This is a genomic window from Pseudotabrizicola sp. (assembly GCF_030684215.1).
In the GTDB taxonomy this organism is placed as follows: domain Bacteria; phylum Pseudomonadota; class Alphaproteobacteria; order Rhodobacterales; family Rhodobacteraceae; genus Pseudotabrizicola.
This window is the reverse complement of record NZ_JAUXOV010000071.1, coordinates 38,807-62,877: the sequence shown is the minus strand read 5'-3', so window position 1 is coordinate 62,877 and position 24,071 is coordinate 38,807. Positions and strand designations below refer to the sequence as shown.

General features: G+C 61.2%; 21 protein-coding genes. 11 read left to right on the top strand and 10 right to left on the bottom strand.

The genetic code is table 11. The annotated features are described in order from the left end of the window. Position 1 precedes the first annotated feature (1 nt). The 3 genes from leuS to Q8K08_RS16200 all read right to left on the bottom strand — a co-directional run bounded on the left by leuS (position 2) and on the right by Q8K08_RS16200 (position 3,996). Positions 2–2,566, bottom strand: coding sequence for a leucine--tRNA ligase (leuS, locus tag Q8K08_RS16210; RefSeq protein ID WP_305250756.1), 2,565 nt, complete (start codon positions 2,564–2,566; stop codon positions 2–4). A 166-nt stretch (positions 2,567–2,732) separates the two neighbouring features. Then, the gene (locus tag Q8K08_RS16205) at positions 2,733–3,272 is read right to left on the bottom strand and encodes a fasciclin domain-containing protein (RefSeq protein ID WP_305250755.1); all 540 of its coding nucleotides are present in this window, start codon (positions 3,270–3,272) and stop codon (positions 2,733–2,735) included. Positions 3,273–3,441: 169 nt separating this feature from the next. Beyond that, the gene (locus Q8K08_RS16200; protein WP_305250754.1) at positions 3,442–3,996 is read right to left on the bottom strand and encodes a DUF3576 domain-containing protein; all 555 of its coding nucleotides are present in this window, start codon (positions 3,994–3,996) and stop codon (positions 3,442–3,444) included. A 269-nt stretch (positions 3,997–4,265) separates the two neighbouring features. Here Q8K08_RS16200 and Q8K08_RS16195 point away from each other — a divergent pair, with 269 nt between their 5' ends. Both Q8K08_RS16195 and Q8K08_RS16190 read left to right on the top strand, forming a co-directional pair. After that, entirely contained in the window at positions 4,266–5,207 is a 942-nt protein-coding gene (locus Q8K08_RS16195; protein WP_305250753.1) for a porin, read from the top strand. A 91-nt stretch (positions 5,208–5,298) separates the two neighbouring features. Continuing rightward, positions 5,299–5,952: a YggS family pyridoxal phosphate-dependent enzyme gene (locus tag Q8K08_RS16190; RefSeq protein ID WP_304801261.1), complete on the top strand. Its 654-nt coding sequence runs from the start codon at positions 5,299–5,301 to the stop codon at positions 5,950–5,952. Here Q8K08_RS16190 and Q8K08_RS16185 read toward each other — a convergent pair whose 3' ends face one another. The 3 genes from Q8K08_RS16185 to ribA all read right to left on the bottom strand — a co-directional run bounded on the left by Q8K08_RS16185 (position 5,953) and on the right by ribA (position 9,489). Beyond that, on the bottom strand, positions 5,953–7,839 hold the full coding sequence (locus tag Q8K08_RS16185) for an amylosucrase (protein WP_305250751.1): 1,887 nt from the start codon (positions 7,837–7,839) through the stop codon (positions 5,953–5,955). 61 nt (positions 7,840–7,900) lie between these two features. Further along, the gene (locus Q8K08_RS16180; protein ID WP_305250749.1) at positions 7,901–8,404 is read right to left on the bottom strand and encodes a L,D-transpeptidase; all 504 of its coding nucleotides are present in this window, start codon (positions 8,402–8,404) and stop codon (positions 7,901–7,903) included. Further along, positions 8,401–9,489, bottom strand: coding sequence for a GTP cyclohydrolase II (ribA, locus tag Q8K08_RS16175; RefSeq protein ID WP_304801255.1), 1,089 nt, complete (start codon positions 9,487–9,489; stop codon positions 8,401–8,403). Before ribA ends, Q8K08_RS16180 begins: the two co-directional genes overlap by 4 nt. Before the next feature lie 153 nt (positions 9,490–9,642). Between ribA and Q8K08_RS16170 the strand changes: the two genes are divergently transcribed. After that, positions 9,643–10,329, top strand: a complete 687-nt coding sequence (locus Q8K08_RS16170) for a response regulator transcription factor (RefSeq protein ID WP_304801252.1) — start codon at positions 9,643–9,645, stop codon at positions 10,327–10,329. A gap of 163 nt (positions 10,330–10,492) precedes the next feature. Here Q8K08_RS16170 and Q8K08_RS16165 read toward each other — a convergent pair whose 3' ends face one another. Beyond that, positions 10,493–11,713 carry an MFS transporter gene (locus Q8K08_RS16165; protein ID WP_305250746.1) on the bottom strand — a complete coding sequence of 407 codons (1,221 nt, stop codon included), beginning with the start codon at positions 11,711–11,713 and terminating at the stop codon, positions 10,493–10,495. A 105-nt stretch (positions 11,714–11,818) separates the two neighbouring features. Here Q8K08_RS16165 and Q8K08_RS16160 point away from each other — a divergent pair, with 105 nt between their 5' ends. Beyond that, complete coding sequence (locus Q8K08_RS16160) at positions 11,819–12,607, top strand: exodeoxyribonuclease III (protein ID WP_305250744.1); 789 nt, start codon at positions 11,819–11,821, stop codon at positions 12,605–12,607. Between the two features lie 6 nt (positions 12,608–12,613). Here Q8K08_RS16160 and Q8K08_RS16155 read toward each other — a convergent pair whose 3' ends face one another. From Q8K08_RS16155 to Q8K08_RS16145, 3 genes are read right to left on the bottom strand one after another with little or no spacing between them, the layout of a single operon-like run. Next, entirely contained in the window at positions 12,614–13,432 is an 819-nt protein-coding gene (locus Q8K08_RS16155; RefSeq protein WP_304801243.1) for a glycosyltransferase, read from the bottom strand. Beyond that, entirely contained in the window at positions 13,426–15,996 is a 2,571-nt protein-coding gene (locus Q8K08_RS16150; protein WP_305250741.1) for a hypothetical protein, read from the bottom strand. The genes Q8K08_RS16155 and Q8K08_RS16150 overlap by 7 nt, the downstream gene beginning before the upstream one ends. 9 nt (positions 15,997–16,005) lie before the next feature. Beyond that, on the bottom strand, positions 16,006–16,941 hold the full coding sequence (locus tag Q8K08_RS16145; protein WP_304798532.1) for a hypothetical protein: 936 nt from the start codon (positions 16,939–16,941) through the stop codon (positions 16,006–16,008). 84 nt (positions 16,942–17,025) lie between these two features. Between Q8K08_RS16145 and Q8K08_RS16140 the strand changes: the two genes are divergently transcribed. The 7 genes from Q8K08_RS16140 to Q8K08_RS16110 all read left to right on the top strand — a co-directional run bounded on the left by Q8K08_RS16140 (position 17,026) and on the right by Q8K08_RS16110 (position 23,982). Then, entirely contained in the window at positions 17,026–17,247 is a 222-nt protein-coding gene (locus tag Q8K08_RS16140) for a WGR domain-containing protein (protein WP_304798535.1), read from the top strand. Next, complete coding sequence (locus Q8K08_RS16135) at positions 17,244–18,293, top strand: saccharopine dehydrogenase (protein WP_304798538.1); 1,050 nt, start codon at positions 17,244–17,246, stop codon at positions 18,291–18,293. The genes Q8K08_RS16140 and Q8K08_RS16135 overlap by 4 nt, the downstream gene beginning before the upstream one ends. A gap of 12 nt (positions 18,294–18,305) precedes the next feature. Beyond that, entirely contained in the window at positions 18,306–19,457 is a 1,152-nt protein-coding gene (locus tag Q8K08_RS16130; protein ID WP_305250739.1) for a saccharopine dehydrogenase family protein, read from the top strand. A gap of 95 nt (positions 19,458–19,552) precedes the next feature. Beyond that, the gene (locus Q8K08_RS16125) at positions 19,553–21,301 is read left to right on the top strand and encodes a heparinase II/III family protein (RefSeq protein ID WP_370870557.1); all 1,749 of its coding nucleotides are present in this window, start codon (positions 19,553–19,555) and stop codon (positions 21,299–21,301) included. Positions 21,302–21,315: 14 nt separating this feature from the next. Beyond that, a complete protein-coding gene (gene purH, locus Q8K08_RS16120; protein ID WP_305250738.1) occupies positions 21,316–22,905 on the top strand; it encodes a bifunctional phosphoribosylaminoimidazolecarboxamide formyltransferase/IMP cyclohydrolase in 1,590 nt (529 codons plus the stop codon). Between the two features lie 3 nt (positions 22,906–22,908). Further along, positions 22,909–23,409, top strand: coding sequence for a signal peptidase II (lspA, locus tag Q8K08_RS16115; protein ID WP_304797336.1), 501 nt, complete (start codon positions 22,909–22,911; stop codon positions 23,407–23,409). 54 nt (positions 23,410–23,463) lie between these two features. Beyond that, positions 23,464–23,982: a DUF3035 domain-containing protein gene (locus Q8K08_RS16110; RefSeq protein ID WP_305250737.1), complete on the top strand. Its 519-nt coding sequence runs from the start codon at positions 23,464–23,466 to the stop codon at positions 23,980–23,982. Positions 23,983–24,071 lie beyond the last annotated feature (89 nt).

Sequence of the window (24,071 nt, the reverse complement as noted above, 5' to 3'; positions counted from 1 at the left end):
GTTAGGCAACAACATTTATGATACGCCCCGGAACGACGATGATTTTCTTTACCGGCTGACCGGCAAGGAACCTGATCACATCCTCATTCGCGAGCGCAATCTTTTCAACCTCTGATCCGGGCATATCCTTTGGCACGCTGATTTCCGCCCGGCGTTTGCCATTGATCTGGATGGGCAGAATGACAGTATCATCGACCAGAAGCGCAGGGTCTGCTTTTGGCCAGGTTGCCTGGCAGCACAGCCCTTGGCCACCCTGATAGGCCCAGACCGATTCTGCGATGTGCGGGACCATGGGCTGCATCAGTTGCGCCAATGTGCGGATGGCTTCTTTCATCACGGCTGTGCTGGCATTGGCGCGCGCCAGCGTATTGGTGAACCCGTAAAGCACCGCGATCGCCTTGTTAAAGGCAAAGCTGTCGATTCCCTTGGTCACATCGTCGATGGCCTTTGCCGTGGCCCGGCGCAGATCGTCGTCGCCCTCACCCACATGATCGGCAGGCATCTCGCCAATTCGCGAACACAGTGTCCAGACGCGCGAAAGATGCTTGAACGCGGCTTCGGCGCCCGAGGACGTCCACTCTACATCCCGCTCTGGCGGGCTGTCAGACAACACGAACCAGCGCGCGGTATCGGCCCCGAAGGACGCGATGATGTTCATCGGATCAACGACATTCTTCTTGGATTTCGACATCTTGGCCGAAGGAATCACCTCTACCACCGTGCCGTCGGCTAGGCTGGCACCCGCGTCAGTGCGCACAATGTCTTCGGGCAGGTGATAGACCGGGCGGCCATTGGCGTCGGTGGTTTTGTAAATCTCGTGCGTGACCATGCCTTGGGTGAACAGGGCATTGAACGGTTCAATCGCTGACTCAGGCAGATGCCCGGTCTTGGCCATCGCGCGGGCAAAGAAGCGCGAATACAGCAGGTGAAGAATCGCGTGCTCGATCCCGCCGATGTATTGGTCAACATTCATCCAATAGTCGGCATCCGGCATCGAAGTGGGCGTTGCCGCGCGTGGGGCGGTGAAGCGGGCGTAATACCAGGACGAATCGACAAAGGTATCCATGGTATCGGTTTCGCGCCGGGCCGCCGCGCCGCATTTCGGGCAAGTGCAGTTGCGCCACGTCGGGTGACGGTCCAGTGGGTTGCCGGGCACGTCGAAACTGACGTCATCGGGCAGGCGGATCGGCAGGTTTTCCTTGGCCTCGGGCACCACGCCGCAGGTCTCACAATGAACCACCGGAATCGGGCAGCCCCAATAGCGCTGACGTGATACGCCCCAGTCACGCAGTCGGAACTTGGTGACGCCGGTGCCGTAACCATTTGCTTCAGCGTGAGAAATCGCGGCGGCGACTGCCGCGTCGCCAGTTTGCAGGCCATCCCCGGCAAAGCCACGCACATAGCGCACGCGCTCTGATTTCATCGGCACAAACGCTTCGGCCAAGGTCTCATCGCTTGCCTCGCCACGTTCTTCGGGCAGAAACACAGCACTGATCGGCAGGTCATACTTGGTCGCAAAGTCAAAATCGCGCTGGTCATGCGCCGGGCAGCCGAAGATTGCCCCGGTGCCGTAATCCATCAGGATGAAATTCGCGATCCAGACCGGCAATTCCCAATCTGGGTTCAGCGGATGCTTGACACGGATACCGGTATCATAGCCGATCTTTTCTGCCGTCTCGACCTCTTCGGCCGAGGTGCCACCCCGGCGACATTCTGCCACGAAAGCCGCCACTTTCGGATCGGATTCCAGGGCCTTGGCCAAAGGATGATCGGCGGAGATCGCCGCAAAACTTGCCCCCATAAGCGTGTCGGGCCGGGTTGTGTACACCTCCAGCCGTTCAAACCCCTCAGGCGCGCTTACTGTATCAAAGGCAAATTGCAGCCCGCGCGACCGCCCGATCCAATTCGCCTGCATCAGGCGCACCTTTTCGGGCCAGTGCGTCAGGCCGTCCAGCGCCGACAGCAGTTCCTCGGAATAGTCAGAGATCTTGAAAAACCACTGTGTCAGTTCGCGCCGTTCAACCGCAGCCCCAGACCGCCAGCCCTTGCCGTCGATCACCTGTTCATTGGCCAGCACGGTCATATCGACCGGGTCCCAGTTCACCACGGCATTCTTGCGGTAGACCAGCCCGGCGCTGAGCATGTCGATGAACATCGCCTGTTGCTGGCCGTAATATTCCGGATCACAGGTGGCGAATTCGCGGGTCCAGTCAATCGACAGACCCAGCGGCATCATCTGGCCACGCATGTCGGCAATGTTGCTATAGGTCCAGTCCTTCGGGTGGCCGCCGCGTTCCATCGCCGCATTCTCGGCAGGCATCCCGAATGCATCCCAACCCATTGGATGCAGTACCGAAAACCCCTGCGCTGACTTATACCGCGCCACCACATCGCCCATGGTATAGTTGCGCACATGGCCCATGTGGATGCGCCCCGACGGATAGGGGAACATCTCCAGCACATAATACTTCGGCTTGGCCGGATCGCGCCGTGCCAGAAAGGCCTGTGCCTCATCCCAGGCGGCTTGCCATTTGGGTTCGATCTGGGCGGGTTCGTAGCGCAACATGACAAAGACCTCCGGGTGATGCGCGGAGTTACACCGATGCGGGGCAAAAGGTCCAGTGGTCAGGCAAGTCTTGCACCAAAGGCAAACGGGCGGCGGGTCTGATCGACCGGCCGCCCGACACACACGCAAACACTCACCCCACAGATATAACAGGGCACAGGATCATTTACTTGGGCAACAGCACCTTGTTCACCACATGAATCACGCCGTTCGACTGGTTCACGTCGCCGATGGTTACTTGCGACGCATTGCCCGATTCATCAATGATATACAGTTTGTTGCCACGCACGGTGGCGGACAGCGCATCGCCCGACAGGGTTTGCATGTGGAAGTAGCGGTCTTTCGATGCCTTGGCGCGGCGCATGATTTCGGCACCCGACAGATTGCCCGACACCACATGCGCGGTCAGGATCTTGGTCAGCATCGGCTTGTTTTCCGGCATCAACAGCGTGTCAACGGTGCCGGCGGGCAGGGCGGCAAAGGCAGCGTTCACGGGCGCAAACACGGTGAACGGGCCGGGGCCTTGCAGCGCATCCACCAGATCAGCGGCCTGCACAGCTGCAACCAAAGTGGTGTGGTCGGCAGAGTTTACCGCGTTTTCAATGATATTCTTCGACTCGAGCATCGGCGCACCGCCAACCATCGGGTTCTCGGCAAGCGCCGGGGTGGCAAGGGTAAGCAGCAGGGCGGCAAGGGACAATTTCATAGGGCTTCCTCCGGGTGATGGCTGGCCGTCATTGGCCGCCGACATCTGGGGAACGAGTCGAGACTGGTGATAAGTTTCGCGCAACCCGACAGATCACGCGGTCGTGATCGCAAAAAAACAAACGGGGCACCGAAGCGCCCCGCATATGCCTTTGATGCCTGTGTACAGCTTACAGCTTGCTGTCGCGGATGCGCAGTTGCCGGGCGCGGGTCAGGATCGCGTCTTCGATCGACCGCGCGGTTTCTGCGGAAACAGCGCCGCCGCCCCGCGTTTGCAGGGCCACACGCAGCGACCGGGCATCCAGCGCCGGGTCTTGCACATAAACTGTCGCGCGATAGGCGCGGCCACCGCCCGGAGGCGTGCCATACCCGGTCGAGATAACGCCCGTGAACGGGTCCACAGATTCAATCGGAAGGAAGTTCAGAACTTCAAGGCTGGCCTGCCACAGGTATTTGTTCACCTCGACCGTCGTGTTCGGGTCATCGCGGTTGCCGAACAGATCCCAGATGGTCGACCTTGGCTCATCTGCGCCAGATGCGCGGGCCAGCGCCTCACGCTGGGCATCGGCGCGCGCTTTCTGGTCAAGCTGGCGTTCGCTGGGAATACCGGGCGCGTTCCGGCGGAACAGGCCACTGTCGCCGCTGGCAAATCCGCTTCCGCAGGCTGAAAGCCCGCCGACAAGTCCGGTCAAAATGACAACCCGTGCCAGACGGTGAAAGAACATCTGCACCCCCGCAATCTCTTTAGATGGTGTCTAGCCTAGGCCTTGGGGCGTGCCAAGGCTTTTCACAGCCGCCATCTGACTGGCTGGCTTGTATTAGGTGTGGCGCGCCCCGCCTGTCACCGATCTGTGGCATTGCTGCACCACGCATCCTTGGTTTTTGGCGGCAGATACGGTCTTCGTTGCAATCAGGCGGGTCTGGGTGGAAAACACGATCATTCCGACTGCGGATTCCCCTGCGGCGGGCTTACCTTGAGGAAAGAGGGAATAACATGAAAAAAGTTCTTCTCGCGACGACCGTTCTGGCAATGACCGCCACCGTCGCCGCTGCTGAAGTGAAACTGTCGGGCAACGCACGTATGGGTGTTGTTTATAACGGTGACGCTGTTTCAAACAAACTGCAATTCTCCAGCCGTGTTCGCGCCACGATCTCGATGTCGGGCGAAACCGACTCGGGTCTGGCATTCGGTGGTGAATTCGGCGTGCATGACGCTGGTCCTGCTTCGAACGGTTCTGCTGGTTCCGTGTTCATCTCGGGCGCTTTCGGCAAGCTGACCATGGGTGACGTGGTTGGTGCTGCTGAAGAAGTTGTTGGCAACCTGCCAGAAGTTGGTTTCCAGGATCTGAGCGGCGGTCTTGCCCTGAATGCTTCCGACAATGACACCTTGTTCCTGACCGGTGACGGCGCATTCTACCCCTCGGCAACCAACCCAGGCGCTCTGTACACCTATTCGACCGGTGGCCTGACTTTTGCCTTGGGCATGAACGATGGCGCAACCAACGCTGGTGGCATCTACGCTGCAGTTGACGGCGTGCAAGCTTACTCGGTTGGTGTGAAGTATGCCGTTGATGGCTACTCGGTCTCGCTGGGTTACGAAGTTGCTGATCCGACCGCTGGCCCTTCCGCCAAGCACCTGATCGTTGGCGGCGAAGCCACATTCGGCACGACCACCGTCAAAGCTTTCTACGGCGACGGTTCGGGCACGCTCGCCAGTCTGAAGCACTACGGTATCGGCGTGACCCACAAAGTCGACGCTCTGACCGTTAAAGGCTACGTGAAGAAAACCGAAATTGGTGGTGCTAGCGCAACTGGCTACGGCATCGGTGCTGACTACGCTCTCGGCGGCGGCGCAACCCTTTCGGGCGGCATAGTTGACAACAACGTAGCAGGCTCGAAAATCCGCGCCGACCTCGGCATCAAGTTCTCGTTCTGATCTTAACAGATCATTGCGACGGAAAGAGCGGGCCTCGTGCCCGCTCTTTTCTTTTGTGCTATGGGGATGCAGCATCAATCCAGGGGTTTCCATGTCACTTGCCGCTATCCAGTCCCGTCTGACGACAGCCTGCGCCGCGCAAAACCGCGCGCCGGGGTCGGTTCAGTTGATCGCCGTGTCAAAAGTGCAGCCGCTGGACCGTGTGGTTGATGTGCTGGAACAGGGGCACCGTCTGTTCGGTGAAAACTATGTGCAGGAAGCACAGGCAAAATGGCCCGATCTGCGCGCCCGCTTTGGTGCGGTGCAAGTCCACATGATCGGCCCGCTGCAAACCAACAAGGCCAAGCTGGCCGTTGAGCTGTTTGACGCCATCCACACGCTTGACCGGATGTCGCTGGCGGAAAAGCTGGCAAAACTGGCGCAGACGCGAGCGGCCAGCCCGCAGCTTTTCGTTCAGGTAAACACCGGGGCCGAGCCGCAAAAAGCGGGCATTCTGCCGGATGATACCGATGCATTTGTCGCGCAATGCCGCGCCATGGATCTGCCGGTTCAGGGGCTGATGTGCATTCCCCCCGAAGCCGAAGACGCGGCCCCCCATTTCAAGCTGCTGGCACAGATCGCCGCCCGCAACGACCTTTCCGGTCTGTCGATGGGCATGAGCAGCGATTTTGAAACCGCCATCGCGCATGGGGCCACCCATATTCGGGTTGGCAGCGCGATTTTCGGCGCGCGAACCTATGGCTGATCAGACCATCCACACCCGCGCATAGGGCGGTAAGGCCACGGCCCCATGATGCGTTTCAACCGGATGATCCGACAGCGCGTCGTGCATCAGGCTAACCCCTTGTGCGCGCGCCCAATCTTCGGAAATATGCTGCCAATGTTCGGTAAAGTTGAACAGGCAAAGCACCACTCCGGTTGGTGCCAGCCGCTGAAAGGCAAATACGCCGCCCGCATCGGGGAACACCACCCGCGTGCCATTGCCAGCATGCAGCCCCGCCACCGCCCGCCTGCGCGCCAAAATATGCCGCGTGCCCCAGAACACCTGCGCCGAGGGGCTGGTGCCATCGTGCCGCTGCGCCACCGCCTGCCAATCCATGCGCGGGCGGTGAATCCAGCGGCTGTCATGGACGTGTTCGGGCGTGTCCAGATAGCTGTAATCATTGGGTAGGGCCAGTTCATCCCCCATATAAATCAAGGGGATACCACCAAAACTGGCAATCAGCGCATGGCCCAGCAGCATCCGCTGCACCGCCATTTCCACCCCTGCCACATCGCCCAGTTTCTGCGCCTGCTCCAACCCGGCGAGCGAGGCAAAGCTGCCCGAAATCCGTTTATCGCCCGTCGCCTCATTCACCTGAAACAGCGCGCCCGTGGCGAATGAGCCGGGAAACCCGCCCTCATAAAACTCGGACAAGAACCCCCGATGCGCCGGGCCAGACATGCCGACCGCTGCTGCGTCCTCATCCGTCACCGCCCAGCCGATATCATCATGGCAGCGGATATAGGTGGCATAGGTCGCATTGCGCAGGGTTTCGGGGAAATGGGTTGACAGGACATGCCCCATCAACCGCGTATCGCGCGTGGCCAGTGCCCCCCAGAATTGCACCATCAGGCTGTTGTGATAAGCAAGGTTTCCTTCCTTGCCATCATGTTGCCCGCGCCCGAGATAGGGCAGCATTTCGGACGGGGCGACGATTGCCTCCTCCAGATGAATCACCGCCGGGGCCGCAATGCGACTGCACGCGCGCAGGGCCTGAAGCAGCATATGCACCTCTGGCTCTGACTGACAGCGCGTGCCAAGCCGCTTCCACATGAAGGCCACCGCATCCAGCCGCAGCACATCGACACCGCGATTGGCCAGATGCAGCATGATCTCGACGATTTCCAGAAACACCTGCGGATTGGCCCAGTTCAGATCCCACTGGTGTTCGTTGAACGTGGTCCAGATCCATTTGCCAAGGTCGGGGTAATGGGTGAAATTTCCCGGCGCATTGTCGGGAAACACCTCGACCAGTGTTTCGGAATAGCGGTCAGGCATCTCGGGCGTGTCAAACATCAGGTAGTAATCCTGATAGCGCGCATCGCCCTTTGCGGCCTTTTTTGCCCAAGCATGTTCTTTGGCCGTGTGATTCAGCACCAGATCAATACAAGCCGACATGCCTCGCGCCCGCAATGCGGCAGTCACCTGTTCAAACTCTGCCATCGTGCCATAGGCTGGGTTGATCTGACGGTAATCCATCACCGAATAGCCGCCGTCACTGTCACCGGGGCGTGGCTTCAGGCAGGGCATGAAGTGAATATAGGTGATGCCCAGATCGGTCAAGTAATCCAGCTTGTCCAGCACCCCGCGCAAGTTCCCCGCGAAACGGTCGATGTAGAACACATATCCCGCCATATCCGGGCGCTGGAACCAATCGGGTTCAAGGTCGCGCTTCAGGTCCAGCCGTTTCAGATCGACGGGCCGGGCATCCCAAGCCTTTTTTAGTGTCTTCAATAGGTTAGCGCGAAAAGCGTCAAAGGCGGGGTGGCGGCCATAAAGCGCGTCGAGCATGGGCCAAATATCGGGGGCAGACCGTTCCAGCCGCAGCGCGAAAATCTCGTCATCCGCCGTTGCGGTTGCTTTGGCCATCGTCGTCCTCCCACTGTTCGTGACGGCAGACTAGGCAATCCAAAGCGGTTTGGAAAGAGCTTTAGACGCGGATGATCAAGCGGCTCTGATGCCGTATCCGCGCGGCGATCCACAGCAGATCAGCCCGCGCAAAGGCCACACAGCCTGCCGTGGGAAAGCGCGGGCTGCGCCAAGTATGCACAAAAATAGCAGATCCGCGCCCCGGTTCAGCCTGCGGCCAGTTCCAGTCGGTGATCATGATCAGATCATACAGCGGGTCGGGCCGTTGCAACCGCTCATGGCTGAATGCATGGGGCAGGCGGACCATCAGGTTATAGTCGGGGTCCGCGCTGTCGTCCGACCAGCGGTCGGCAGGGGCGGTGGGCAGGGCCCAATCGGCCGGTGGGGTCAGGCGGGCGGGATGATAGAGCATGCCCACAAACCGATGCACCCCCGCAGGTGTGGCCCCATCGCCTTCACGCTTGGCGCGCGCGGGCACAATGCCGCCGCGTCCAACCGAGCAGGGGAAATGACGCCCCATAAACCACGCGCCCTGTCGGGTGACCATCAGATCCAGCGGTGTCACAAAAGGTGCCCCGATTTCGCAGCCTTGGTGGCCAGATATTCAGCATTCTGCGCTGTCTTGCCGACCTGCAAAGGTACCCGTTCCACGACCTTCACGCCACAAGACTCCATCATCGCCAGCTTTTTCGGGTTGTTGGTCAACAGCCGCACCGATGAAAACCCCATTCGCCGCAGGATATCCGCGCCTATGCGGAAATCGCGCTCGTCATCTTCAAACCCAAGGCGGTGGTTGGCCTCGACCGTATCAAACCCCTGATCCTGCAAGGAATAGGCGCGCATCTTGTTGGCCAGCCCAATCCCGCGCCCCTCTTGGTTGAGGTAAAGCAGCACCCCAGCGCCTTCGGCACCCATCTGCGCCAAGGCCGCGCGCAACTGTGGCCCACAATCGCATTTCAGACTGCCAAGCACGTCACCTGTGAAACAGGCCGAATGCAGACGCGCCAGAACCGGAGCATTGCGATCCGGTTGGCCGATCTCAATCGCGTAATGCTCATCGCCCCCATCCTCGGGGCGGAAAATATGAACCCGCCCCGCGTCAGAGGCCATCATCGGCAACCGGGCAGACGTCACCGCGTGCAGCGGCGACAGTTCCAGCAGGGCAGGGGCCACCGCATCCATCGGCAGAAAGGTCAGCCCCAGTTCCGCCGCCAAGGCCAGCCCGTTCGGCACGGTCACCAGCAGAGCCGCAGGCAGCAGATGCGCCGATTTGGCCAGAGCGACAGCGGCACGGTGCAAATCTGGCCCGCCCTCACGTACAGACCGCAGCGGCCCTTTCATCGGCATCCGCAGATCATCCGCCGGGTCAGCCAGCGCGCGCAACCATGCCACCCCGGCATCCAAAGGAACCATGATCCGCGCCAGATCACCATCATAGGCGCGCGCTTTCAGCGTTTCTGCCCGCCGCGCCGTCAGCGCCAGTTCCGCCACGCCCAATTCACGCAACCCCGCCAGTCGCTCTGCCGTCAGCGCTTCTACTGCGACCACCAGTGCGGCGCGTCCGCCCCCGGACAGCACGACTGGCACCCCCATACGCAGATCGCCCCGCGCACGGTTCAGTCGTTCAGTGATGGTCGGGGCAAGGGTCATGGCACTCTCCTGCGCTTATCTCTAGCCGGGGAATTACAGAATTGAAACATATCCACAGCAGCCGACACGTCCGCGTGAGCCAAAGGTTACAATTCTTGTCGAGAGCGCGATGCACGCGCATGTGATACCCCAGACGAATAAAAGGAGGCCCCCATGGCGCAACTGCGCAAGATCCTGCTGGTGGATGACGATGACGACCTGCGCGAAGCGCTGAGCGAGCAACTCGTCATGACCGAAGATTTCGACGTGTTTGAGGCCAGCAATGGCGCCGAGGGCATGGAAAAGGCGAAAGCCGCGCTTTACGATCTGGTCATCCTTGATGTCGGCCTGCCCGATACTGACGGTCGCGAATTGTGCCGCCGGATGCGCAAGCAAGGCGTGAAATGCCCGATCCTCATGCTGACCGGGCATGACAGTGATTCGGACACGATCCTTGGTCTTGACGCCGGCGCGAATGATTATGTGACCAAGCCGTTCAAGTTTCCCGTTCTGCTGGCCCGTATCCGTGCGCAATTGCGCCAGCATGAGCAATCCGAAGACGCAATCTTCCAGCTTGGGCCATACACGTTCAAGCCCGCGCAAAAAATGCTGCTGGATGAAAAAGAAAAGAAAATCCGTCTCACCGAGAAAGAGACTAACATCTTGAAATTCCTGTATCGCGCGCAATCTGGGGTTGTTGCTCGCGACGTTCTGCTGCACGAAGTCTGGGGCTATAACGCGGGGGTCACGACCCATACGCTTGAAACCCATATTTATCGTTTGCGGCAAAAGATCGAACCAGATCCCTCAAATGCGCGCATTTTGGTCACAGAAAGCGGCGGATATCGTCTGGTGGCCTAACGTCCTATTGTCGCCATGTTCACCCTTATTATACCTTTAAGGTTGAGATTGATGACAAGAGTTCCCCTTGTCGTGTCGGGGTTATGGCACGGCACCTCCCTGTTGGACCTGGCCGGGCCTTGTGCCCGGCCTTTTTTTGGCCGGGCTCTGTGATCTCCCATGTTCATACCTTCCGGGGGATACGGGCAACTGCTACCACTGCCACCAGCGCCATGCCCGTAGCCGCCACCACAAAGGGCAGGCGCAGCGCCATGTCGCGGCCCAGTCCAACCTCGCCCCACGTCACGATCAGCCCGCCCGCGAGCGCCCCAAAGGGCATCGAGCCCCAGCCGAAAAAGCGGTAAATGCTGTTTACCCGGCCCAGAATGCCCGCAGGGATGATGCGTTGGCGGTAAGACACCGTGACCACGTTCCACAGCATCGATGCGGCCGCCCCGACAAACATCGCCACCCCGGCAGATATGATAGTCGGCAAGACCGCCAAAATGGCATAATTTGCCCCAAATCCCACCAGTGCCAGCAGCAGACTGGCCTTCATCCCCAGCCGCGTGGCAATTGCAGGTGCAATCAGTCCGCCCATCACACCACCCGCCGCGCCAACGGTCAGCAGCAGCCCGTGGCCAGCGGGCCCCAGTTCAAGCACCTCCTGAGAATACAGCACCAGCATGGTGAACGCACCCATATGCAGGAAGTTCACCGCCCCCAGCATCAGCGCCAGCGTCAGGATCACTGGCTGCCCCTTGATCCACACGATCCCCTCACGCAGCGCTGGCCAAAAAGCCTGTGGCACCGGCAGAACGCGCGGGGGCATCGCGATCAGCCAGATCAGCACCGCCGACAGCGCAAAGGTCAGCACATCAAACCCGAACGGCACCGCCAGCCCCACCCCGATCAGCACCCCAGCTAGTGGCGGGCCGATGAACTCACCCGTCACCTTTTCCGCGCTCCACATCTGGCCATTGGCACGCTCCAGATCGGCGCTTGCCACCACCGATGGCAGGATGGTTTGCGCCGCATTGTCCCGGATCACCTCGACCGCGCCCAAAAGGAACGCCAGCAGCGCCAGCGGCCAGATCAGCAGCGCCTGATCCGGGGTTGCCGACAGCGCCAGCATCAGGATGCCCGCCGCCATGACCGCCCGCAACGCATCTGCGCGCCAAATCAACCCGCGATGGTCGACCCGGTCGGTCCACACCCCAGCCGGTAATGCAAACAGCAGCCATGGCAAACGCTGCGCCATTGCAACCAGCGCCACCAGCATAGCATCGCGGGTCAGAACGGTCGCCAGCCAAGGCAGCGCCAGCGCCAGCACCCCGTCTCCAAGGTTTGACACGACCGATGCCGAAAACACCAATCGGTAATTGCGGTTCTGTGTCAGCAGCATGCTCGCCCCCTTGTTTTGCGCAGCTTTGCGTAAGTGCCCGGCCACGACAAGGGTTGAGATGCCCCCCCGAGCCCCCTAATCTGCGCCCAACAAAAGGAGACACGCATGACCTTCACCCTCGCCACCTGGAACATCAATTCCGTCCGCTTGCGCGAAGGTCTGGTCGCCCGCCTGATGGCCGAGGAATCTCCTGACATTCTGTGCCTGCAGGAATGCAAAAGCCCGGTCGAGAAAATCCCGGTCGAACAGTTTCAGGCACTTGGCTACCGCTACATGGTGGCACGGGGGGAAAAAGGGTATAACGGCGTTGCGATTATCTCCAAGCTGCCGATCATGGATGCAGGCGAGCGTGACTTTGCCGCCATGGGCCATGCCCGCCATGTGGCGGCCCGGTTGGAAAACGGCGTGACCATCCACAACTGCTATGTCCCTGCAGGTGGCGACATTCCCGACCGTGAGGTGAACGCCAAGTTCGGGCAAAAGCTCGATTTCCTGACCGACATGCGCGAATGGTGCCGCTGGGACAAGCCCGACCGCTCTATCCTTGTGGGCGACCTGAACATCGCCCCGCGCGAGGATGATGTCTGGAGCCACAAAGCCCTGTTGAAAATCGTCAGCCACACCCCGGTTGAGGTCGAACATCTCATTCAGGTGATGGAGGCGGGGGCTTGGCAGGACATCACCCGCAAGGATATTCCCGACGGGTTGCTGTATAGCTGGTGGTCCTACCGCGCCGCCGACTGGGATGCGGCAGACAAGGGCCGCAGGCTGGACCATATCTGGGCCACGCCCGATATCGCCACTGCCGCGCATTCCAGCCGCATCCTGCGCCCGGTGCGCGGCTGGCTGCAACCGTCCGATCATGTGCCGGTGTTTGCCACCTTTGATCTTTAGGCGCGTCTACCGTCCCCGCGTAAACCCCGCGCTGCCCCGCTTAGTCCGCACCGCCAGCGACACGGCGGCATAACAGGTAAAGCCCACAGGGTCTGCCAACGCCAGCCGAATCAGCGCGGCCTTGGTCAGCTTGGGCTTGCCTTCCCGTGTCAGCAGACCGGGGTTTTGCGCTTCCAGTTCGCGCACCCCGGCATCCTGACGCCGGCGCACACGCACCAATGCCGAAAAGCCTTCGATCATGGGCCAGATATAGGTGTCTGAAACCTGAACCCTCTCAGCCGGCAAAAACTGCAACCGCACAAAAGTATCGTCCGAGATGATCGCCGGAAACACGCCCCAGCGCGCCCGCCCTGCCGCATTCACCGCAAACAGCCCGTAGCCGGGGGCCGCGGTCTGGTTAAACGGCAGCTTTTGCCAGAACCGGGCATAGGCACGGGTCACCGCGCTTTTTGCTCGCGAAATAACCGGCGTGCCACTGGCATAGAGTGGCGCATCGGTTCCCAAAGCGTTGGCAAGCGCCCCCAGCAGCCCCGATGATACAATTACATCTGCATCCAGATAGACCCGCAGCGGATGCAGCGCCGCCGCATCGCCCGCATTCAGCGCGCCGGGTTTTGAGCCCTGCGCCAGTTCCAGCACCCGGCTGGACCAGTCTTGCGGCAGATGTGTGGCCAGCACCGCCCGCGCCACATCGGCGGTATCATCGCGGCAGCCATTTGCCACCACAACCACCTGCACCGCCGCCGCGTCCGAGGCGCACAGATGCGTCAGACAATCGCCAATATAGCCAGCCTCGTTCGAGGCCGGGATGATCACGCTCAGCAATCAAGGCACCCTTTGGCAAGCACCTGCCAGCGCGGGTTGTCATCGCCCAAGTGCCGCATGGCCCCCCAACTGCCCCATTTGCCGGGGCTGGCCAAATCGACAAAGGCGTTGAACGGCTCTGGAGTCACCGCCGCCCAGCCTTTCAGAACGCGGTCATAAAGCTGTGCCATTTCGGGAGTGTAGTTCAGATGCACGAAAAAAGCGGTCATCGCATCATCATCAACCTGCGCACCGTTGCCCACCACATGACTGCCGCCTTCATACATCATCAGCCGCAGGCCATGGGCTGCGGCTGCCTGTGCTTGATGCGGCAGAATGCGGGTCAGGAAATCGGTCACGCTATCCTCGGCATTGCCACTGATCGCACCGCTTTCCAGTTCCGGTAAGGCAAAGGCCACCGCCGCATCAAAGCGGTGAGATGCGACAAATGCCTCTGCCGCAACCCCCTGCAAGCCCTGCGCCTGTGCGACTGTGCGTGCCGCCGCCTCTGACTCGGCGATCCAGCCGCGCACCATTGCAGCCTTTTCGTCGCTGCCCAAAAGGGCGCTGAAATAACCGGTGATAGCATAAGCATCAAATAGCGTGGCCGGTGCCGTTCCGGTTTCGGCCACCACATCCGCTGCGGTCAGAATCTGATCCTCCAGCCCCAGCCATCCGGTCTGAGTGGCCAGAATCCTCACCAACCGTTTGTCTGACTCGGCCCCGAAGACATCGGTCCAGATTGTTGCCACCTCGCCTGCGCGGTGGGCGTAATACTGCACCCATTTCGAGTCGCCCCCCCAGCGTGCGCGTCCCTGTTCTTCGGCCCAGGCCGCCTGATCAAACTGCCAGTTCCAGACCTCGTTAGAAAACTCGACATGGGCCACCAAGCCCGGTTCAAGCCCATCGCGTGCGGCGGTGGCGTAGAACCTGACCAGTTCATCTGACGACAGATGCGGCATCGTAAACCAAGGGTTTGCGTCCAATTCATTGGCCAGCGCCACCATCACCTCAATCGGAGCACCGATCCGCGTCCAAGTGTAATCTTGCGGCTTTGGTCGATCCTCCAACTGCGCGAGTTTGCTGTCATTGGTGCGCATCCAGTCCATCAGACGGATGGTTTTTGCCCCGCGCAGCCGTGCCAGCCAATCGGGGTTGAACACAGCCCCGTCAGCCAAAAGCGCCGCGCGATCTTCGCGCACGATGACGATGTCGCGGATCGGGTCCGCCGCGTTGATGGCATCCAGATGCAGAAACACCCCGCCCTCTCCGGGGGTGAAATCAAACTGCGCGGTGCCGTCCGCATACACCACATTCTGTGCGCGCCCATCTATGCGCAGATCGCCCTTGCCCGCATAGGTGACCAGATAGTGCCCTGCAACGCCAGCCGCATCGGCTGGCAGATCCACCATGACAAGCGTGGACAGACCGGTGATTTCGGGCGGAATCGCTGTGGGCCAGCCGTTCGGCCCCAACACTCCCGCCGCCGCCATCCGGTCATGGTCCCAGCCGCCATATTGGCCGGGCAGATGCCCGGTCCAGTCGCGGGCGGTTTTCATCACATCAAGGAATGGCTGCTGCACTGACCAATCGGTGATGCCATGCAATCCCAGAGCAAGGTTTGGGTTGGTGATCGGCGTCAATGCTGCTGTATCCGTTGCGGTCATCATTGCGGGGGGCGCTGGTTCTGGCACAGCAGTCGCCGCCACCGGCTCTACCACAGCGGGAACGGTCGTGGCCTCAGCCATCGGCTCTGGTTCCGGTTTCGCCACCGGCTGTGGCGCCGCCTCTGCCGTTGTGTCGGAGACAGCGACGGGCGCGTAGCCGCTCACGGCCTGCCATGCCAGACGCTGCAACACCGCGGCCAGATCGTCGCCAATCACCGCATCGCGGCTTCGCCATGTGCGGGTCATCTGCGCGGGCAACCCTTCGGGCGAGGCTCCGGTGATCGCGGCGATATGCACCAGTGCCACGAAATACTTGCCCTTATCCGAAAGATGGATGTCGTCGGAAAAGAAGGTATCCATCGTCGCCACACCCGGCACCGTGCCAGCTGCTACCGCATCCGACAGCAGTGCCATCGCTTGCCCGGCAGGGATCAGCGCCACATCCGCCCCTGATGCGCGCAAGGCCCCTTCCCACTGCGGCAGGTCCGCCGTCAGTCGTTCGCGCCATGGCAGGGTCGCATTGGTGTCGCCCTCAACGGGTGTGCTGGAATTGCGGCTGTGCCATGTCTCGTAGACGAACACCCGTACATCCGGGTTGCCAGCCCGCGCCAACCCGGCAAAAGCGGCAATAGCCCCCGGCGTGTCGCTCCAGCGCAGATGTTCGGCCAGCGGTATCGCTTCGGTCAGGATCAGCACCTTGGTCTTGCCCTTGGCCAGTTCGGCACGGGCATCCACCCCTTCGGCGGTGGCCGAGTTTTGCAGATTGAAGCGCAAAGGCGCGCCGTTGATGATCTGCGCTGAAACCGTCGCGGGCTGTTCCATCAGCCGCAATCCACCCTCGACCAATGGGGGCAGATCGGGGCCGACAAGACTGTGACCCACGAACAGAACATCCGTCAACAGCGCAAAAAAGCCCACTTGATCACCTTAACCGTTTGACATGCCTGTCAGACCATAGCGAAAAACCGTGTCCCAGACTATCCGTTGCAGCGCCCGCGCGGTGTCTTCTGACAGTGCTGTGATCGGGGCCCCATCGGCGCGGGTCAGATTGTGGGGCAATCCCTTGGGGTTGCGCTGATAGATCACCGCATAATGGGTCAGCGCCATGAGATAAGCGCCAGCATCGTTGAAGTGGATCGAATCGACAGCCCCTACCTCATCGCTGGCAAACAGATCGTCGCGCGTGGTCAGTCCCGGCACCTGCCCGGCGTCAATTGCGCGGACCACCGCTGCCATCACAGGGCCTCCTGGTATGACATAGATCGCGCCCACACCCTCCTGCGCCATCGCGCCAGCCAGCACATCGCCCTGCCAATAGCGCGCGCTGTCAGCGTCGATCCGCGCCAACCAACCCTCGGAGTCATCGGTACGATGCCAAGTCTCATACAGATACAGCCGCACATCGGGCCGCGCTTTGCGTGCACGCTGTGCCCACAGCGCCAGATGTTGCGCGCTGTCATGATAGCGGATGGCATCGCGGATCTCGACCATCTCTGTCAGCACCACCACCTGATAGTCGCCACTGTCCAGCGCCTGCCCTGCCGGGCGATGTCGTGCATGGGCGTTTTCGGTCTCAAACCCGGCCACTTCGTCGTGCCAATGGTCTTTCAGGCTGCTGCCCCACCCCAATTGGCTGGCGTGATCATGCCCCGCCATCTGTGCCAGAAGGGCGGGCATATCGCGCCCGACCAGCGAATGCCCAAGGTGATAGACCGCCAGCGGTCCCTCTGGCGCAGCCAAAGGCACTGCCAGCCGCGTGGCCAGCGCATCGGCTGTCAGCGGCTTGGCCAAACGCCCCTGCCACAACCACCATGCCCCCCCGGCCAAGGCAGCAATCACCAGTGCAAGCATCCCGTTGCGCATCGCTTTCTCCTTTTTCCCGCTGTCATATCTGATAACTCTGAACCCGAAAGACCAGATGGAGGCTGCCTTTTGCTGACCTTTCTCATGACCCGCACCGCCCAACGCCGCGCCCGCTTCTACCGGGTCGAGGTTGCATATAACCTGTTTGGCGAGTATTCCGTCATGCGCGAATGGGGGCCAAAGGGACGGGGCGGCCAACATCTGCTGGTCTGGTTCTCAAACCTGCGCGATGCCTGCATGGCCGCCGAGCGGTGGCGCAAACGGGCGATGAGGCGCGGCTATGTTATCGAAGGAACAACCGAATGACACATCTTTGGGTCCGGGCCGAACAGCGCCCGAATGAAGAACGTGTGGGCCTTACACCAAGCGGTGCCGCCGCATTGGTGCAGGCCGGGCTGCGGGTGACGGTCGAGAAATCATCCGTTCGCGCGATTCCGCTTGATGGCTATGTGCAGGCGGGATGCCAGATTGCCGAAAAAAACTCATGGCCTCAGGCTCCCGCTGACGCCATCATCTTTGGCCTGAAAGAACTGCCCGAAGACGGCACTCCGCTGCCGCACCGCCACATCATGTTTGGTCATGCCTACAAGGGCCAACCCGCCGGGCGCGCGCTTTTGAAACGCTTCAAGGCAGGCGGTGGCACGCTGTATGATCTGGAATATCTGGTGAATGAAGACGGTCGCCGTGTCGCCGCCTTTGGCTATTGGGCGGGTTATGCCGGGGCCGCTGTGGCGCTGAAAACATGGGCTGCCCAACAGCGCGGCGAACTGGTCGGCCCTGTCGCCAAATATCCGGGGCGTCAGGCGCTGCTGGATGATCTGGCGGATGAAATGCACACGATGCTGCGCCCCCGCGCCATTGTCATCGGTGCGCTGGGTCGGGTTGGCACCGGGGCAAGTGACCTGTGCGAAGCCCTTGGCGTCAAGGTTACCAAATGGGACATGGCCGAAACCGCGCACGGCGGTCCATTCCCCGAGGTGCTTCAGCATGAGATTTTCCTGAACTGCATCCTCGCCCGCCCCGGTTGCCCGGTCTTTGTGCCCGCAAGCGCCAAAGCCGAATCCCGCGCGCTGACCGTGATCGGTGACATCGCCTGCGATCCCACCTCGGATTTCTCGCCGATCAAGGTCTATGACCGCGCGACCGACTGGGCCGCGCCTGCGCTGCGAGTGGCGCAAAATCCACCGCTGGATGTGACTGCCATCGACAACCTGCCCTCCTTGCTGCCCGTGGAATCAAGCGAGGATTACGCAGCCCAACTTTTGCCCAGCCTGCTGACGCTGACTGCACTTGATGCGGGCGTCTGGGGGCGGGCAAAGGCGGAATATGACCGCCATATCGCAACTGTCTAAGGGGATACGGATATGACAATTCATTGGTGCGGCACGGGTCTGTCCTCAATCCCCGGTCTGCGGCGGCTGATTGACGGCGGCAACAAGGTTGTGGTGTGGAACCGCACGGTCGACAAAGCGCGTGAAGCGGTGGGCGATATCGCCACCGACATCCGCGCCTTTACCACGCAGGCGCTGGCCGATGCCCTGCAGCCCGGCGACATCGCCATTTCCATGCTGCCCGCCGATCAGCATGTGCCGATTGCGCAGCTCTGTCTGGAAAAAGGGGCGAACTTTGTCTCCTCCAGCTATATCGCGCCGGACATGCGTGCGCTGGATGCACAGTTTCGCGAAAAGGGCCTCGTTTCGCTGAATGAAATCGGACTTGATCCTGGCATTGACCACCTGATGGCGCATGATCTGGTGGCGCGCTACCGCGCCAGCCCCGCCTATCACGCCGATAACGTGCTTAGCTTCACCAGCTATTGTGGTGGTGTGCCCAAACTGGCCAACGCTTTTCGCTACAAATTCTCATGGGCCCCGGCGGGTGTGCTGAAAGCCCTGCGCTCGCCCTCGCGCTCTTTGCGCAACTTCTCGGAACTGCGAGTCAATCGGCCTTGGGATGCGATCACCGCTTATGATGCCCCGCTGCCGCAGCCGGAGAGCTTTGAGGTTTATCCAAACCGCGACAGCCTGCCCTTTATCGCCGACTACCGCTTTGATCCGGCATGGAAACTGCGCGATTTTGTGCGCGGCACCATCCGCCTGAACGGCTGGGCCGACGCATGGGCGCCGATCTTTGCCGAGATCGAAGGACTGGAAGGATTGACCCCTGCCGAGATCGACACCGCCCTGACCACCCGCGCCAATGTGCTTCTGAAAGACAATTCCTATGCGCCGGGGGAACCCGACCGCGTGGTGCTGTTCGTCAGCCTGAAGGCGGAACGCGATGGCCGCCCGGTGTTCCATGAAACATGGGCGATGGATGCTGCAGGCGATGCGCGCGGCACCGCGATGGGTCGTCTGGTCTCGGTCCCGGTGTCATTGGGGGTTGAGGCGGTGGCAAGCCGCGAAATTCCGGCGGGTGTGCATGCAGCCCCGCATGACCCGAAACTGATCGCGGTCTGGATGGATCAGGTGCAGGGGTTGGTGCAGTATCTTCAGCGGGTTGATCATCTGGGCTAGCCCGTGAAGCGTGGGGTGACAGACGCCCCGCGCATCGGCTATGCTGCGCGCTGACAAGCACCGGGAATCCGGGCGGGCAGGGCGGGCGGAACCAAATGGCGACATATCGCGCATCTCATGGTGGCTTTGGCGCGGGCGGTTGGCGCGCGCGGCTTGCCGTGTGGCGCGCAGCGCGTGGCCCTATGGCGCAGGGGTTCACCTCGTCGCCCGAACCGCGCTCGATTGGGCTGTTTGCCAAGGGACGGCAGTTGGTGGCGGGTAACTACCTGTTCTCTGGCCACCTGATTGAAGCCCCCGGCACTGGATTGTGGGATATTGCCCCACCCGATGTCGATTTTGCTGCGGAACTTCAAGGCTTTGGCTGGCTTGACGATCTGGCTGCGCTGGGCGATGCGCAGGCCCGCAGCCGAGCGCAGAACTGGACCCATGAGTGGATTGATCGTTTTGGCGCGGGCCGTGGTCCCGGCTGGACGCCAAACCTGACCGGGCGGCGGGTGATCCGTTGGATTCACCATGCGCTGTTCTTGTTGAACGGTGCGGACAGAGGTGCAACCGACGCCTATTACCGGGCACTGACCGTGCAGACCCGCTATTTGTCGCGCCATTGGTCAAAAGCCGCCCCCGGCCTGCCGCGGTTCGAGGCCTTGACCGGGCTGGTTTATGCAGGCTTGTCGTTGATCGGGATGGAGTCTCTGGTCTCTCCTGCCGTTGCCGCGCTGGCTGTTGAAGCCAAGACCGAAGTGGATGCAGGTGGTGGTATCACCACCCGAAACCCCGAAGAACTGCTGGAGGTGTTCACCCTGTTGAACTGGGCCGCACTTGCCCTGACCGAGGCAGGCCACCCGGTGCCCGACGAGCACCTTGACGCTATTGAACGCATCGCCCCCACCTTGCGTGCGTTGCGTCATGCCGATGGCGGACTGGCGCGATTTCATGGCGGGGGCAAAGGGGCCGAAGGGCGGCTGGACCAGGCACTTGCCAGTGCAGGAATTCGCCCGCACAAGGCACTGGGCCACGGCAACGCCCCGGCTATGGGCTATGTGCGTCTGTCATTCGCGCGCACCTCGATTCTGCTCGATGCCGCAGCGCCCCCCGGCGGGCGTGCGGGCGGATCGGCCCACGCCTCCACCCTCGCAATGGAGGTGACGTCAGGCCGCAGACCGCTGGTGGTCAACTGCGGATCGGGCGCGCCCTTTGGCACGGAATGGCGGAGGGCAGGGCGGGCAACCCCCTCGCATTCCACGCTGGGCATCGACGGCGCGTCTTCGTCCCGCTTTGGGGCGGGTGAGGGCGAGATACTGGCAGAACGTGCCACTGTGTTGACCTTGCGCCAACAGTCCACAGCCGAAGGGGCCGCTTTGCATGCCGCCCATGATGGCTGGGCGCTTACCCATGGGCTTACCCATGCGCGCGATCTGGCACTGTCTATCGACGGGCGTCATATCGCCGGGGTCGATACGCTTATCTCCCTGAACTCACAGGGCAAAGCCCGGTTTGAACGGGTGCTGACCGCGACCGGATTGCAGGGCGTGCCGTTTTCGATCCGCTTTCACCTGCACCCCGACACTGATTCGACCCTCGACATGGGAGGCAATGCTATATCGATCGCCCTGAAATCAGGCGAAATATGGGTGTTCCGCCATGACAGCCGCGCCAAATTGGCGCTGGAGCCGTCGGTTTATCTGGAACGTGGCCGTCTAAAGCCGCGTGCGACCAAACAGATCGTGCTTTCCGGTCATGCGGCCGAGATTGAGACCCGTATCGGCTGGACCTTGGCCAAAGCACAGGATACTCCGCTGGCCATCCGCGATCTGGACCGCGATGACACCCCGGTCCCCCTCTGACCAAAGGGCTGCCCATGACCAACCTCGTCCCTATCGGCCGCGCGCTGATTTCCGTCTCTGACAAATCGGGCCTTCTGGACTTTGCGCGCGCGCTGCACGCCATGGGGGTGGAGCTGATTTCTACGGGCGGCACCTCGGGGATGCTACGCACCGCAGGCCTGCCGGTCCGCGATGTGTCTGACGTGACGGGCTTTCCCGAAATGATGGATGGCCGGGTGAAAACGCTGCACCCTTTGGTGCATGGCGGGTTGCTGGCCTTGCGCGATGATGATGAACATCTTGTCGCCATGGCCGCCCACGGGATCGAACCGATCGACCTGCTTATCGTCAACCTGTATCCGTTCGAGGAGACAGTGGCCAAGGGTGCTGACCACGCCACCTGCATCGAAAACATCGACATCGGCGGCCCGGCCATGATCCGGGCGGCGGCAAAGAACCACAAGTTTGTGGCGGTGGTCACAGATCCGGCCGACTACACCCCGCTGCTGGACCAGTTGAAAGCACAGGACGGCGCGACCGGCCTTGCCTTCCGCCAGAAGCTGGCACTGTCAGCTTATGCTAAGACCGCCGCCTATGACACCGCTGTCAGCACTTGGCTTGCGGGCGAGATCAAGGAAAAGGCCCCACGCAACCGTTCTTTTGCGGGCAAACTGGCGCAAACCCTGCGCTATGGCGAAAACCCGCACCAGATGGCGGCGTTCTATACCGATGGGTCAAAGCGCGAAGGCGTCTCTACTGCTCGCCAGTGGCAGGGCAAGGAATTGTCCTACAACAACATCAATGACACTGACGCCGCCTTTGAACTGGTAGCCGAATTCGCCCCCGATCAAGGCCCCGCCTGCGCGATCATCAAACACGCAAACCCCAGCGGCGTGGGGCGGGCAAGCAGCCTGAAAGATGCCTATCTGCGTGCCTATCACTGCGATCAGACCTCTGCCTTTGGCGGGATTATCGCGCTGAACCAACCGCTTGATGCTGAAACGGCGGAGGAGATCGTCAAGATATTCACCGAAGTCGTCATCGCACCGGGCGCGAGTGATGAGGCCCGCGCGATCTTTGCGGCCAAGAAAAACCTGCGCTTGCTGACAACGGCGGGCCTGCCCGATCCGCGCGCAGGTGGCCTTGCCTTTAAACAGGTGTCGGGCGGGATGCTGGTGCAGGACCGTGATAACGGCTGGATCAACCCCGCCGATCTGAAGGTGGTGACCAAACGCGCGCCGTCAGATGCGGAAATGGCCGACCTGCTGTTTGCGTGGAAAGTCGCCAAACACGTAAAATCCAACGCCATTGTCTACGTCAAGGACGTAGCAACGGTCGGTGTCGGGGCCGGGCAGATGAGTCGGGTCGACAGCACCCGTATCGCCGCGCGCAAGGCGCAGGACATGGCCGAGGCGCTGGGCCTGCCGCAGCCGCTGACCATTGGCTCTGCCGTCGCCTCTGACGCGTTCTTCCCCTTTCCCGACGGCTTGCTGACAGTGGCCGAGGCTGGGGCGACAGCGGTCATCCAACCCGGCGGCAGCATGAACGATGCACAAGTGATTGCCGCCGCGGATGAAGCGGGCCTTGCTATGGTCTTCACCGGCATGCGCCATTTCCGGCACTGACTCATGCGTACAGCCACCATCACAGCGATTACAACCTTTGTCCTTGACCAGCTTTCAAAGCTGGCCGTTGTTCAGGGCCTTAACCTGATCGAGCGTGGCGTGATCGAGGTGGTGCCGCCTTTCCTCGTGTTCCGCATGGCGTGGAACCGGGGGATCAACTTTGGCCTGCTGGCCAATGATGCCGATCTGGTGCGCTGGGGTCTGATCCTGATTTCACTGGCAATTTCGGCTTGGGTCTGGGTCTGGGTGGGGCGGGAAAATCCGGGGCGCTGGGCGCAAATCTCGGCGGGGCTGCTGGTTGGCGGTGCGCTGGGCAATGTGATTGACCGAATTATCTACGGCGCAGTGGCCGATTTTCTGAACATGTCCTGCTGCGGGATTGAAAACCCTTATGCGTTCAACGTGGCTGATATTGCGATCTTTGCGGGCGCTGCAGGGCTGGTACTGTTCACCGGAGGCGGCAAAGATAAGACACCTCGCAAACCGCGCCGAAAGACCCCGTGACGCGGGGTGACGATTGCGCTAAGAACATGAACGACTGACTTGGTGGAGGCGATGATGCAGACAGCACGGATAATCCTCGCGATGACATGCGCGGCGATTCTTGCTGGTTGCGGCAATGGTGATAAGCCACCCCAACTGATGAATGTGCGCTCGTCGACCTCTGGCCCGGATGAGTTCGGCATTCTGCCACCCAAGCCTTTGGAAATGCCGACCGACCTTGCGCAATTGCCTGAACCAACGCTGGGCGGAAGCAACCGCACAGACCCCACGCCAGAAGCGGATGCGATCATCGCGCTTGGTGGCCGTCCGGGTGCAGGGGCAGGACTTGATGCCGGGTTGGTCAGTCATGTGTCGCGCTTTGGCATTGCAGCGGGCATTCGGCAGACCGTCGCGGCAGAGGATCTGCAATGGCGGCGTGACAACAATGGCCGTATTCTGGAACGCCTGTTCAACGTGAACGTCTATTACCGCGCCTATGAGGATCAGCAGCTTGATCAGCACGCCGAACTGTGGCGCTGGCGTCAGCGCGGTGTCCGGACCCCGTCTGCACCGCCGCCGAAAAAGGGCGAATAGTCTGCGCAGGTCTGCCTTGGTCACTTTGCCGTAAGCAGGGCTTGCGCATTGCGCGCCGCCGCGTAGCTTTGTTGTATAACCATCAAGGA